At 74.0% G+C, this 12,488-nt stretch carries 16 protein-coding genes; 13 read left to right on the top strand and 3 right to left on the bottom strand.

Annotated elements, in window-relative coordinates:
* Positions 1–36: 36 nt before the first annotated feature.
* Both IE145_RS02655 and IE145_RS02650 read right to left on the bottom strand, forming a co-directional pair.
* A complete protein-coding gene (locus IE145_RS02655; RefSeq protein WP_189518413.1) occupies positions 37–447 on the bottom strand; it encodes a PIN domain-containing protein in 411 nt (136 codons plus the stop codon).
* Complete coding sequence (locus IE145_RS02650; protein ID WP_189518407.1) at positions 444–665, bottom strand: type II toxin-antitoxin system VapB family antitoxin; 222 nt, start codon at positions 663–665, stop codon at positions 444–446. Before IE145_RS02650 ends, IE145_RS02655 begins: the two co-directional genes overlap by 4 nt.
* A 105-nt stretch (positions 666–770) precedes the next feature.
* Here IE145_RS02650 and glmS point away from each other — a divergent pair, with 105 nt between their 5' ends.
* The 8 genes from glmS (at position 771) to IE145_RS02610 (ending at position 8,434) form a co-directional block, all read left to right on the top strand.
* Positions 771–2,618, top strand: coding sequence for a glutamine--fructose-6-phosphate transaminase (isomerizing) (gene glmS, locus IE145_RS02645; RefSeq protein ID WP_189518405.1), 1,848 nt, complete (start codon positions 771–773; stop codon positions 2,616–2,618).
* Between the two features lie 27 nt (positions 2,619–2,645).
* Positions 2,646–3,014 carry a holo-ACP synthase gene (locus IE145_RS02640; RefSeq protein WP_189518403.1) on the top strand — a complete coding sequence of 123 codons (369 nt, stop codon included), beginning with the start codon at positions 2,646–2,648 and terminating at the stop codon, positions 3,012–3,014.
* 172 nt (positions 3,015–3,186) lie between these two features.
* A complete protein-coding gene (locus tag IE145_RS02635; RefSeq protein ID WP_189518401.1) occupies positions 3,187–4,635 on the top strand; it encodes an NAD(P)H-hydrate dehydratase in 1,449 nt (482 codons plus the stop codon).
* 56 nt (positions 4,636–4,691) lie between these two features.
* On the top strand, positions 4,692–5,069 hold the full coding sequence (locus IE145_RS02630) for a DUF488 domain-containing protein (RefSeq protein WP_189518399.1): 378 nt from the start codon (positions 4,692–4,694) through the stop codon (positions 5,067–5,069).
* Between the two features lie 60 nt (positions 5,070–5,129).
* A complete protein-coding gene (gene alr / locus IE145_RS02625) occupies positions 5,130–6,302 on the top strand; it encodes an alanine racemase (protein ID WP_189518396.1) in 1,173 nt (390 codons plus the stop codon).
* On the top strand, positions 6,299–7,552 hold the full coding sequence (locus IE145_RS02620) for an alpha/beta fold hydrolase (protein WP_189518395.1): 1,254 nt from the start codon (positions 6,299–6,301) through the stop codon (positions 7,550–7,552). Before alr ends, IE145_RS02620 begins: the two co-directional genes overlap by 4 nt.
* The gene (tsaE, locus tag IE145_RS02615) at positions 7,521–8,090 is read left to right on the top strand and encodes a tRNA (adenosine(37)-N6)-threonylcarbamoyltransferase complex ATPase subunit type 1 TsaE (RefSeq protein ID WP_189518393.1); all 570 of its coding nucleotides are present in this window, start codon (positions 7,521–7,523) and stop codon (positions 8,088–8,090) included. The genes IE145_RS02620 and tsaE overlap by 32 nt, the downstream gene beginning before the upstream one ends.
* 134 nt (positions 8,091–8,224) lie before the next feature.
* Complete coding sequence (locus IE145_RS02610) at positions 8,225–8,434, top strand: hypothetical protein (RefSeq protein WP_189518388.1); 210 nt, start codon at positions 8,225–8,227, stop codon at positions 8,432–8,434.
* A gap of 36 nt (positions 8,435–8,470) precedes the next feature.
* On the opposite strand, the gene IE145_RS02605 is transcribed toward IE145_RS02610, so the two are convergent.
* Positions 8,471–9,064, bottom strand: coding sequence for a hypothetical protein (locus tag IE145_RS02605; protein ID WP_189518386.1), 594 nt, complete (start codon positions 9,062–9,064; stop codon positions 8,471–8,473).
* 135 nt (positions 9,065–9,199) lie between these two features.
* Between IE145_RS02605 and tsaB the strand changes: the two genes are divergently transcribed.
* The 5 genes from tsaB to IE145_RS02580 all read left to right on the top strand — a co-directional run bounded on the left by tsaB (position 9,200) and on the right by IE145_RS02580 (position 12,333).
* Positions 9,200–9,847 carry a tRNA (adenosine(37)-N6)-threonylcarbamoyltransferase complex dimerization subunit type 1 TsaB gene (tsaB, locus tag IE145_RS02600; RefSeq protein ID WP_189518639.1) on the top strand — a complete coding sequence of 216 codons (648 nt, stop codon included), beginning with the start codon at positions 9,200–9,202 and terminating at the stop codon, positions 9,845–9,847.
* A complete protein-coding gene (gene rimI, locus IE145_RS02595; protein WP_229825218.1) occupies positions 9,844–10,362 on the top strand; it encodes a ribosomal protein S18-alanine N-acetyltransferase in 519 nt (172 codons plus the stop codon). Before tsaB ends, rimI begins: the two co-directional genes overlap by 4 nt.
* Complete coding sequence (tsaD, locus tag IE145_RS02590; protein WP_189518637.1) at positions 10,362–11,486, top strand: tRNA (adenosine(37)-N6)-threonylcarbamoyltransferase complex transferase subunit TsaD; 1,125 nt, start codon at positions 10,362–10,364, stop codon at positions 11,484–11,486. The genes rimI and tsaD overlap by 1 nt, the downstream gene beginning before the upstream one ends.
* Positions 11,483–11,755, top strand: coding sequence for a hypothetical protein (locus tag IE145_RS02585; protein WP_189518384.1), 273 nt, complete (start codon positions 11,483–11,485; stop codon positions 11,753–11,755). Before tsaD ends, IE145_RS02585 begins: the two co-directional genes overlap by 4 nt.
* 113 nt (positions 11,756–11,868) lie before the next feature.
* The gene (locus tag IE145_RS02580; protein ID WP_189518382.1) at positions 11,869–12,333 is read left to right on the top strand and encodes a VOC family protein; all 465 of its coding nucleotides are present in this window, start codon (positions 11,869–11,871) and stop codon (positions 12,331–12,333) included.
* The last annotated feature ends 155 nt before the right edge of the window (positions 12,334–12,488 follow it).

Genomic DNA, 12,488 nt, shown 5'->3' with positions numbered 1-12,488 from the left:
CCGGTGCGGGACCCCCCGGGGGCCCGCACCGGAGTCTCACGCCACGTCGTGGACGCTGTGCTCGCCGAGGTCCGGGGCGTGCCGGGCGACCGTGCGGTAGTCGAGGTCGTCATGAAGGACCGTCAGCCCGTGGTGGGCCGCTGTGGCCGCGATGATCAGGTCCACCGCGGAGGCGCTGCGATGCTGCCCGGCACGCGCCATGCGGTGCTGGACCGACGTGATCCAGCGCCCCGCGCTCTTCGGCACGGAAACGTCCGGGTAGAGGTCGGTGAACATCTCCACGATCTCGTCGTACTCGCGCGCGTTCCGCGCGCCGTAAAGGAACTCCGCCCGCTGCGGATAGCAGGAGGCGACCGTCCCGGCCTCGATCGCGTCGGACCACGCCGCTTGGAGGGCGGGGTCGGAGAGCAGCCGAACGAGGCCGGACGTGTCGAGCAGGTAGATCACTGCCCGTCCTTCTCCGCCCGGTGCCGCCGCTCGGCGTCCTCGACCGCGTCCCAGGTGCGCGCGCGGTCGAAGTGGCGGCCGATGCGTGCCGCCCGCTCCTGCTGCTCCGCGTAGAAGCGCAGGGCGATGTTGACGGTCTCCTTCTTCGTGCGGGCCTTGGACAGGGCCATCGCCCGCTCCAGAGCTTCATCGTCTATGTCGATCTGGGTCACCGACATGTCCGTCCCTCCCATCGTGCGTCCAGCCTCATGTGGAGTGTGTACAAGAAATTGTATGTGGCCAACATTCCTCCCGCGAGCCGCCTCCGGCCTTATGGTGCCGCTATGTGCGGAATCGTGGGTTATGTCGGTACGCAGTCGGCTCAGGACGTCGTCGTGGCGGGACTCAAGCGCCTCGAATACCGGGGCTACGACTCGGCAGGTGTCGCCGTTCTCGCGGACGGTGGGCTCGCCGCCGCGAAGAAGGCGGGCAAGCTCGTCAATCTGGAGAAGGAGCTGGGCGACCGGCCGCTGCCCGCCGGGCGGGCCGGGATCGGGCACACCCGGTGGGCGACGCACGGGGCGCCCACCGACGTCAACGCCCATCCGCATCTGGACAACGCGGGCCGGGTCGCCGTCGTGCACAACGGGATCATCGAGAACTTCGCCGCCCTGCGGCGCGAGCTGACCGGGCGCGGGCACACCCTGGAGTCGGAGACGGACACCGAGGTCGTCGGGCATCTGCTGGCCGAGGCCTTCTCGGCGGGCGGGGACCTCGCGGACGCCATGCGGCAGGTGTGCCGGCGGCTGGAGGGGGCCTTCACCCTCGTCGCCGTGCACGCGGACCAGCCGGACGTCGTCGTCGGCGCGCGGCGCAACTCACCGCTCGTCGTGGGCGTCGGGCAGGACGAGTGGTTCCTCGCCTCCGACGTCGCCGCCTTCATCGCCCACACCCGCGACGCCATCGAACTGGGCCAGGACCAGGTCGTCGAGCTGAGCCCCGAGGGCGTCGCCGTCACCGGGTTCGACGGGGAGCCGGCGGACGTGCGGGACTACCACGTCGACTGGGACGCCTCCGCCGCGGAGAAGGCCGGCTACGCCTCCTTCATGCTCAAGGAGATCGCCGACCAGCCCCAGGCCGTCGCCGACACCCTCCTCGGCCGGGTCGACGGCGAGGGCGCGCTCCACCTCGACGAGGTCCGTATCCCGGACGTCGAACTCCGCGAGATCGACAAGGTCGTCATCGTCGCCTGCGGGACCGCGTTCCACGCCGGAATGATCGCCAAGTACGCCATCGAGCACTGGACCCGGCTGCCCTGCGAGACCGAGCTGGCCAGCGAGTTCCGCTACCGCGACCCGATCCTCGACCAGCGCACCCTCGTCGTCGCCATCTCCCAGTCCGGCGAGACCATGGACACCCTGATGGCCCTGCGGCACGCCAGCGAACAGGGCGCGAAGGTGCTCGCCATCTGCAACACCAACGGCTCGACGATCCCGCGCGAATCCGACGCCGTGCTCTACACCCACGCCGGACCCGAAGTCGCCGTCGCCTCCACCAAGGCCTTCCTCACCCAGCTCGTCGCCTGCTACCTCGTCGCCCTCTACCTCGGCCAGGTGCGCGGCACGAAGTGGGGCGACGAGATCCGTACGGTGGTGCGTCAGCTCTCCGCGATCTCCGCCGAGGTCGAGAGCGTCCTCACCACCATGGAGCCCGTCCGCGAACTGGCCCGCTCCCTCGCCCACCACGACACCGTCCTCTTCGTCGGCCGGCACGTCGGCTACCCGGTCGCCCTCGAAGGCGCGCTCAAGCTCAAGGAACTCGCCTACATGCACGCCGAGGGGTTCGCGGCGGGAGAGCTCAAGCACGGGCCCATCGCGCTCATCGAGGAGGGCCTCCCGGTCGTCGTCATCGTCCCCTCGCCGCGCGGGCGTTCCGTCCTGCACGACAAGATCGTCTCCAACATCCAGGAGATCCGGGCCCGGGGCGCGCTCACGATCGTCGTCGCCGAGGAGGGCGACGACGCCGTCGTCCCGTACGCCGACCACCTCATCACCGTCCCCGCAACGCCTACGCTGCTTCAGCCGCTGGTCGCCACGGTGCCGCTCCAGGTCTTCGCCTGCGAGCTCGCGACGGCCCGCGGCAACGAAGTGGACCAGCCGCGCAACCTGGCGAAGTCCGTGACCGTGGAGTGAGCGAGTGAGCGAACGAGGGTGGGGGCCGTGATCATTGGGGTCGGCATCGACGTGGCCGAGATCGAGCGGTTCGGCGCCGCGCTGGAGCGTACGCCCCAGCTGGCCGACCGGCTCTTCGTCGGCGGCGAGCTGACGCTGCCGAGCGGCGAGCGGCGCGGGATCGCCTCGCTCGCCGCCCGGTTCGCCGCGAAGGAGGCCCTGGCCAAGGCGCTCGGCGCACCGGGCGGGCTGCTCTGGAGCGACGCGGAGGTCTGGGTCGAGGAGAGCGGGCAGCCCCGGCTGCGGGTCAGCGGCACGGTGGCGGCCCGCGCCGCCGAGCTCGGCGTACGCGGCTGGCACGTCTCGCTCAGCCACGACGCGGGGGTGGCGTCGGCGGTGGTGATCGCGGAGGGGTGAGAGCGCCCGGGCGCACCCGCCACAGCGTGCGGGGCGGCGCGGATCCGGTGCCGTCGCCGCGTTGCGACGCCTCGGCCGTCGCCCTCGCCGACGGGTGAGCGCCCGCACCGATGAGCCCCGCCACGCCCCACGGCGCTGGCGTCCCGCCCCGGGATCGCGGAGGGTTGGACCCATGCGACGTGCCTACAGCGTGGAGACCGTACGGGCCGCCGAGGCCGCCCTCATGCAACGCCTGCCCGAGGGCGCCCTGATGCAGCGCGCCGCCGCCGGGCTCGCCGCCGCCTGCGGCGATCTGCTGCGGCGCAACGGGCGGGTGTACGGGTCCCGGGTCCTGCTCCTCGTCGGGAGCGGCGACAACGGCGGCGACGCGCTCCACGCGGGCGCCCGCCTGGCCCGCCGGGGCGCGGGCGTGCGGGCCCTGCTGCTCGCCCCCGACCGGGCCCACCCCGGCGGGCTCGCCGCGTTCCGCGCGGCCGGGGGACAGGTCGTCGACGGGCCGGACGGGCTCGGCGTGCTCGACCTCGTCGTGGACGGCATCACCGGGATCGGTGGCCGCGGCGGGCTGCGCGAGGACGCCACCGAACTGGTGCACGCGGTGACCCGGGACCGTACGCCTGTGATCTCCGTCGACCTGCCGAGCGGGGTCGAGGCCGACACCGGGGAGGTGCACGGCGAGGCCGTCCGGGCGGACGCCACCGTCACCTTCGGGACGTACAAGCCGGGCCTCCTGATCGACCCGGCCGCCGAACACGCGGGCGCCCTGCGGCTGGTGGACATCGGGCTCGGGCCCGAGCTGCCGGAGCCGCCGGACCTGGAGGCGCTCCAGTACGCGGACGTGGCCGCGCTGCTGCCGGTGCCGGGCGCGGAGAGCGACAAGTACCGGCGCGGCGTCGTCGGCGTCGTCGCCGGGTCCGAGCGCTACCCGGGCGCCGCCGTCCTGGCCGTCGCGGGCGCGCTGCGCGGCGGGGCCGGGGCCGTGCGGTACGTCGGACCGGGCGCGGACGCGGTGATCGCCCGGTTCCCCGAGGCGCTGGTGCACGCCGGGCCGCCGTCGAAGGCCGGGCGGGTGCAGGCATGGGTGGTCGGGCCGGGGCTCGGCGACGGGCGGGGCGCGGAGGCCGCCGTCGCCGATGTGCTGGCCGCCGACGTGCCCGTGCTCGTCGACGCGGACGGGCTGCGGCTGCTGGACGCCGGGGCCGTACGGACCCGGACCGCCCCGACCGTCCTCACCCCGCACGCCGGGGAGGCCGCCGCGCTGCTCGGCACGGCCCGCGAGGAGGTCGAGTCCGGGCGGCTCACCGCCGTGCGCGAACTGGCCGCCCGCTACCGCGCCACCGTGCTCCTCAAGGGCTCCACCACCCTCATCGCGGAGGCCCGCGACACCCCCGTACGGGTCAACCCGACCGGCACGTCCTGGCTCGCCACGGCGGGCAGCGGCGACGTCCTCTCCGGTCTCACCGGATCCCTGCTCGCGGCCGGGCTCGCCCCGCGCGACGCCGCGTCCGTCGGCGCCTATCTGCACGGACTCGCCGCCCGGCACGGCTCCGACGGGGCCCCGGTCTCCGCGCAGGACGTCGCCGACGGCATCCCGGCGGCCTGGCGCGACGTGCGGGCGGGGTGAGGCGGGGAGAGGGTGGAGGCCCGAGAAGGCTCGGCGGAGGAAGGGCGGTTCCGGTCGTGAGTGAAGCCGTACGCGTACGCAGGGCGTACGACCCGGTCGAGGACGCCGACGGCACCCGGGTGCTGGTCGACCGGCTCTGGCCCCGGGGCGTCTCCAAGGAGCGGGCCGCCATCGACGTGTGGCTCAAGGACATCACGCCCTCCGACGAGCTGCGCTCGTGGTACCACCACGACCGCGCGGACCGGCACGAGGAGTTCGTCGGGCGCTACCGCACCGAGCTGGACGATTCGGCGCACACGGAGGCGGTCGAGCGGCTGGTGGGGCTCGTGCGGGACGGCGGGCCCGTCACCCTGATCACCGCCGCCAAGGACGTCGAGGACAGCCATGTGCCCGTGCTGGTCGACCATCTGGAGCATGTGATGAAACGTACATAAGTCCGGATACCGGCGTGCGCTGCCGGGGAGGCGGCCGGGGCCTCTGAGAGACTGGGCGCGATGAACGAGACAGCGTCCCTGAGAGCCCGTGCCGAGATCGACCTCGCCGCGCTGCGCGCCAATGTGCGCGCCCTGCGCGAGCGGGCGGCCGGTGCGCAGCTCATGGCCGTCGTGAAGTCCGACGGGTACGGGCACGGCGCGGTGCCCTGCGCCCGGGCCGCGCGGGCGGCCGGGGCGACCTGGCTCGGCACCGCGACCCCGCACGAGGCGCTCGCGCTGCGGGCGGCCGGACTCGACGGCCGGATCATGTGCTGGCTGTGGACGCCCGGCGGGCCCTGGCGCGAGGCGATCGAGGCCGACATCGACGTGTCGGTCGGCGGCCTGTGGGCGCTGCGCGAGGTCGTCGCCGCCGCCGGGGCGGCGGGACGCCCCGCCCGCGTCCAGCTCAAGGCCGACACCGGCCTCGGCCGGGGCGGCTGCCAGCCCGCCGACTGGTCCGGGCTGGTCACCGAGGCGCTGGCCGCCGAACGGGCCGGACGCCTGAAGGTCACCGGACTGTGGTCCCACTTCGCCTGCGCCGACGAGCCCGGCCACCCCTCGATCGCCGCCCAGCTCGCCGTCTACCGCGACATGGTGGCGTACGCCGAGAAGGAGGGCGTGGAGCCCGAGGTGCGGCACCTGGCCAACTCCCCGGCCACGCTCACGATCCCCGAGGCGCACTTCGACCTCGTACGGACCGGCATCGCGATGTACGGCATCTCGCCCGCCCCCGAACTGGGCACGTCCGCCGAGCTGGGGCTGCGCCCCGTGATGACGCTCGCCGCGGCCGTCGCCCTGGTGAAGGACGCCCCGGCCGGACACGGCGTCAGCTACGGCCACCACTACACGACTCCCGCCGAGACCACTCTCGGCCTGATCCCCGTCGGCTACGCGGACGGCGTCCCGCGCCACGCGTCCGGCAGCGGGCCCGTCCTCGTCGGCGGGAAGGTGCGCACGGTCGCGGGCCGGGTCGCCATGGACCAGTTCGTCGTCGACCTCGAAGGCGACCGGCCCGAGGCGGGCGCGGAAGCGGTGCTGTTCGGGCCGGGCGACCGGGGCGAGCCGACCGCGCAGGACTGGGCGGAGGCCGCCGGGACCATCGCGTACGAGATCGTCACCCGCATCGGCGTCCGGGTGCCCCGCGTGTACGTGAACGAGACGGCCGACGAGCTGACCGGAGGCGTGCCGCGGTGAGCGAGAGCAGCGCGGAGGCCGTGGTGGCCGCGACCGCGAACGCGGCCGGCGCGGCCGGTACGGCGGGCTGGCGGCGGGCCGGGATCGCCGGGGCCGCGATAGGGGTCCTCGCCGCGGGTGCGGCGGCCGGGGTCGCCGTCGAGCGGCTCACCGTCGGGCGCGGCATGCGCAAGAAGGCGCGCCTCGCGCTGGACGCGACCGGGCCCTACGGATCGCTGCGCGGCACCCCGGGGCGGGCGGTCGCCGACGACGGCACCGAGCTGTACTACGAGGTCGACGAGGTGGAGGCCGCGCCGACGACGGCCGACGAGAGCGCCTCCTCCGGCACCCGCCGCCGCCGGCTCTTCGGGCGCAAGGCCCCCGCCCCGGTGACCGTCGTCTTCAGCCACGGCTACTGCCTCGGCCAGGACTCCTGGCACTTCCAGCGGGCCGCCCTGCGCGGCCTCGTCCGCGCCGTCTACTGGGACCAGCGCAGCCACGGCCGCTCCGGGCGCGGGCGGTCCCAGGCGGACGGGGTGCCGGTCGGCATCGACCAGCTCGGCCGCGATCTGAAGGCGGTCATCGACGCGGCGGCCCCCGAGGGCCCGGTGGTGCTGGCCGGGCACTCGATGGGCGGCATGACGATGATGGCGCTGGCCGACCAGTACCCGGCGCTGATCCGGGACCGGGTCGCCGCCGTCGCCCTGATCGGCACCTCCGGCGGCAAGCTCGCCGAGGTCGACTTCGGGCTGCCGGTGGCGGGCGTGAACGCGGTGCGCCGGGTGCTGCCGGGCGTGCTCAGGGCGCTCGGCTCGCAGGCGGAGCTGGTGGAGAAGGGGCGGCGGGCCACCGCGGACCTCTTCGCCGGGCTGATCAAGCGGTATTCGTTCGGCTCGAAGGACGTGGACCCGGCGGTGGCCCGGTTCGCGGAGCGGCTGATCGAGGCCACCCCGATCGACGTGGTCGCCGAGTTCTACCCGGCGTTCACGGAGCACGACAAGAGCGGTGCGCTGCCCGGGTTCCGGGACGTGCCCGTGCTGATCCTGGCCGGGGACAAGGACCTGGTGACGCCCAGCTCGCACAGCGAGGCCATCGCGGACGCCCTGCCCGACGCCGAGCTGGTGATCGTGCCGGACGCCGGGCACCTGGTGATGCTGGAGCACCCGGAGACCGTCACGGACCGGCTGGCCGATCTGCTCGTACGCAGCGGAACGGTGCCGGCCGCTAACGTTGGCGGACATGGAAGCACCGCACAACAGCCCGGCCACTGAGACCGCTGCCGAGCCCACCGGGACGACCGTTCCCGACGCCGCCGGGGCCCTGCCCGAGGCCGTCACCGTGACGCTCACCGTCACCTCCCCCGAACAGATGCAGGACCTCGGCCGCCGCCTGGCCGGGGTGCTGGCCCCCGGCGACCTGGTGATGCTCACCGGCGAGCTGGGCGCTGGTAAGACGACCCTGACCCGGGGCCTCGGCGAAGGGCTCGGCGTGCGCGGCGCGGTCACCTCGCCCACCTTCGTCATCGCCCGCGTCCACCCCTCGCTGGTCCAGGGCCCCGCCCTGGTCCACGTCGACGCGTACCGCCTGGGCGGCGGGCTCGACGAGATGGAGGACCTGGACCTGGACGTGTCGCTGCCGGAGTCGGTGGTGGTCGTGGAGTGGGGCGACGGCAAGGTCGAGGAGCTTTCGGAGGACCGGCTGCGGGTCCTCATCGACCGCGCGACCGGCGACACGGACGACGAACGGCGCGAGGTGACCCTGGTGGGCATCGGGGCGCGCTGGGCGGGGCTGCGGGAGGCGCTGGCGTAACGCCCCGGGGGTGGCCTTCCCGACAGGGCGTCGGTAAATTGTTGCGTGGGAGACCGTGGTCATGGTCACATGGGTAAGAGGTGTAGTTAGGCTTACCTAACCACGCCCTCCACCGGAGCCCCCAGGAGGCATCCATGCCGACGCCCGAGCGCGCAGCGCGACCGCAGCCGCGCACGTCCGCCCCGTCCGTCCTGTCGATGAGAGACCTGCTGGACTCGTGCGCCGCGGCCACCGCGGTCTCCACCCCGCCGAGCGACACCACGGACGCCCGCGAAGCGTCCGACGCGACGGACCGGGACGGGGGCGGCGGCCACCCGGGCGCCGTCCGGCGCCACGCGGCCTGAAACCGGCCGTCCTGGGGCGCGGCCCCCGTTCAGCGACTACGGGACGACGACGACCTTCGCGCCGACCGTCGCGAAGGTCCACATCGCGTTGCCGTCCGCGCGCTTCATCCGTACGCCCCCGGTCTTCGACGCCGGGTCCGGGCTGGCCATCGAACCGTCCTGGGCGGCGCTGAAGCCGATCGCCACGTTGTCCACGTTCGCGAAACGGACCACGTGCTCGATCGGCACGCCGTCCGAGCCCCGGACCGTGCCCGAGCGCGACGTGACCCGGTGGACCCCGGGCGGCGGGCTGACGGGGCTCGGCATGACCGAGAAGGTGCGGATCGGCTTGTCGTCCTCGTTCACCAGCCACACCCGGCGGTCCTTCAGCGCGTACACCACGCGCTCGCCCTTGCCGGAGGCCGCCGGTACCGCCAGCGGGTCGACCGGCTTCGGCTTGGCGGAGGGCTTGACCGGGGCCGTCGCGGAGGTCGTCGGGCCCGGCGAGGAGGCCACCGAGTCGGGGGCGTTGGCCGAGGCCTGGTAAGCGAGGAAGGCGACCGCGGCGACCGCCGCGGCGGTGAGCCCGGCCACGATTCCCGAGCTGCTCCTTGCCACCTGAACTCCCCTTTCGGCGGCCGTCTGCCGCATGTCGTACAAGCGTTTACGTCGTACCCGCGGATACCCGGTGACGGTAGCAGCAGCACGGGCGCGGGCCGGGACGCCGTACGGGCGCCGTAACGCCGTCGGCGGAGCCGTAGGCTGTTTGCTGTGCTCTTGCTCGCCATGGATACCGCCACACCCGCCGTGACCGTCGCCCTGCACGACGGTACGTCCGTCATCGCCTCCTTCGGGCAGGTCGACGCCCGCAGGCACGGGGAGCTGCTGCTCCCCGCCGTCGACCGGGTCCTCGCCGAGGCCGGGACGAAGCTCGACGCCGTGACGGGCGTGGTCGTCGGCGTCGGCCCCGGCCCGTACACCGGACTGCGCGTCGGCCTGGTCACCGCCGCCACCTTCGGCTCGGCCCTCTCCGTCCCGGTCCACGGCCTGTGCACCCTGGACGGGATCGCGTACGCCGCGGGGCGGGACGGCCTGGAAGGCCCCTTCGTCGTGGCGACGGACGCCCGCCGCAAGGAGGTGTACTGGGCGCGGTACGAGAACGCCCGCACCCGTACGGGTGAGCCCGCCGTCGACCGGCCCGCCGACATCGCCCGGGCCGTCGCGGGGCTCCCCGTCGTCGGCGCGGGCGCGAGGCTCTACCCGGAGTCCTTCCCGGACGCGCGCGGCCCCGAGCACGTCAGTGCCGGGGCGCTCGCCGCGCTCGCCGCCGAGCGTCTCGCCGCCGGGCGGGAGCTCCGGGAGCCGCAGCCGCTCTACCTGCGCCGGCCCGACGCCCAGGTCCCGAAGAACTACAAGGTGGTCACCCCCAAGTGAGCGCCGCCACCACCGCCGCCCTGCGCGAGATGCGCTGGTGGGACATCGAACCGGTGCTGGAGCTCGAACACGCGCTGTTCCCGGACGACGCCTGGTCGCCCGGCATGTTCTGGTCCGAGCTGGCCCACGCCCGCGGCCCCGGCGCCACCCGCCACTACGTCGTCGCCGAGGAGCCCGCCACCGGGCGTATCGTCGGCTACGCGGGGCTCGCCGCCCTCGGCGACCTCTCCGACGTCCAGACCATCGCGGTCAGCCGCGAGGCCTGGGGCACCGGCCTCGGCTCCGAACTCCTCACCGATCTGCTGAAGGCCGCGACCGCCTTCGAGTGCGCCACCGTGCTGCTGGAGGTGCGGGTCGACAACACCCGCGCGCAGAAGCTGTACGAGCGCTTCGGCTTCGAGCCCATCGGCTTCCGGCGCGGCTACTACCAACCGGGGAACATCGACGCCCTGGTCATGCGCCTCACCCTGCACGAACACGTAGCGGACAACGCTCCAGAGACCGGGACTGAATGATGGCTGCCGACGAACCCCTCGTACTCGGCATCGAGACCTCCTGCGACGAGACCGGCGTGGGCATCGTGCGCGGCACGACCCTGCTCGCCGACGCCGTCGCCTCCAGCGTCGACACCCACGCCCGCTTCGGCGGCGTCGTCCCCGAGATCGCCTCCCGCGCCCATCTGGAGGCGATGGTCCCCACCATCGAGCGGGCCCTGAAGGAGGCGGGCGTCAGCGCCCGCGACCTCGACGGGATCGCCGTCACCTCCGGACCCGGGCTCGCCGGAGCCCTGCTCGTCGGCGTCTCGGCCGCCAAGGCCTACGCGTACGCCCTCGGCAAGCCGCTCTACGGGGTCAACCACCTCGCCTCGCACATCTGCGTCGACCAGCTGGAGCACGGCCCGCTGCCCGAGCCGACGATGGCCCTGCTGGTCAGCGGCGGCCACTCCTCCCTGCTCCTGGCCCCCGACATCACCGCCGACGTCCGCCCGCTCGGCGCGACGATCGACGACGCGGCGGGCGAGGCCTTCGACAAGATCGCCCGCGTCCTGGACCTCGGCTTCCCCGGCGGCCCCGTCATCGACCGGCTGGCCCGCGAGGGCGACCCGAAGGCCATCGCGTTCCCGCGCGGTCTGACCGGCCCCCGCGACGCCCCCTACGACTTCTCCTTCTCCGGACTGAAGACGTCCGTGGCGCGCTGGATCGAGGCGAAGCGCGCGGCGGGCGAGGAGGTGCCCGTACGGGATGTGGCGGCGTCCTTCCAGGAGGCCGTGGTGGACGTGCTCACCCGAAAGGCCGTGCGGGCCTGCAAGGACGAGGGCGTCGACCACCTGATGATCGGCGGCGGCGTCGCGGCCAACTCCCGGCTGCGGGCGCTGGCCGAGGAACGCTGCGAGCGGGCCGGCATCCGGCTGCGGGTGCCCCGCCCGAAGCTCTGCACCGACAACGGGGCGATGGTCGCGGCGCTCGGCGCGGAGATGGTCGCCCGCAACCGGCTCCCCTCCGACCTGGAGCTGTCGGCCGACTCCTCGCTGCCGGTGACGGAACCGCACGTGCCGGGAGCCGCGCACACCCACGCGCACGCGCACGCGCACGACCACGACCACGTGCACGAGATCAGCAAGGACAACCTGTACTCATGAGCGGCGACGCGACCATCGTCCTGATGTGGGAGGCCCGCGCCACCGAGGGCCGGGGCGCCGAACTCCTGGAGTGGGCCCGCGCCCGCTCCGCCGAGCTGCCCGGCGAGCCCGCCCGCCGCGAGCTCCTGCGCGCCCCGCAGGACCGGGTGCTCGTGATGACCTGGTGGCCGAACGCCTCGTACGGGGACGACCTCCCCGAACTCCCCGAGCCCGACGCCGGCCTGATCACCCGGGCCGTGCACCGGTGGCGGTTCGAAGCGGTGGGGTGAGGCGCGGGACCCCGTCGCGTCTCCGATGAGTTCGGGCGGCGGGCCCGGTCTACCTTCCACGACGTCCGGACCGCCCGGCCCGGACGTCGTGGAGGCCCGAAGAGGTGAAGGTCATGCAGAAGATCACCCCCTGTCTCTGGTTCGACGGTCAGGCCGAGGAGGCGGCCGAGCACTACGTCGCGATCTTCGGCGGTGACTCCCGGATCCTGGACATCACGTACTACGGCGACGAGGCCCCCGGCCGGAAGGGCTCGGTGCTCACCGTGGCGTTCCGGCTCGCCGGGCAGGACTGCACGGCGCTCAACGGCGGCCCGCAGTTCCCCTTCACCGAGGCGATCTCGCTCTCCGTCGACTGCGCCGACCAGGCCGAGGTGGACCGGTTCTGGGAGGCGCTCTCCGAGGGCGGCGAGGAGGGCCGGTGCGGCTGGCTCAAGGACAAGTTCGGGGTGTCCTGGCAGATCGTGCCGAACGAGCTGCCGCGTCTGCTGGCCGACCCGGACCCGGCGAAGGCGGGCCGGGCGATGAAGGCGATGCTCGGCATGGGCAAGCTGGACATCCAGGCCCTGCGCGACGCCTGACCGGCAGTCCGGACCCCGGGGCCGGATCGGTAGTGTTCCGCGCATGCCACGCCGTGCCCCGCTCCCGCCTCCCCCTCCGCCCGTCGAGATCCGGTCCTGGCCCGACCGCGAGGCGCTGCTCGCCGACCGGGCGGTGGTCCTGGGCGAGCTGGTGA

The sequence above is a fragment of the Streptomyces sindenensis genome, from assembly GCF_014649035.1.
GTDB lineage: Bacteria > Actinomycetota > Actinomycetes > Streptomycetales > Streptomycetaceae > Streptomyces > Streptomyces sindenensis.
The sequence above is the reverse complement of the archived record's forward strand: the minus strand, read 5'-3'. Positions and strand labels throughout refer to the sequence as shown.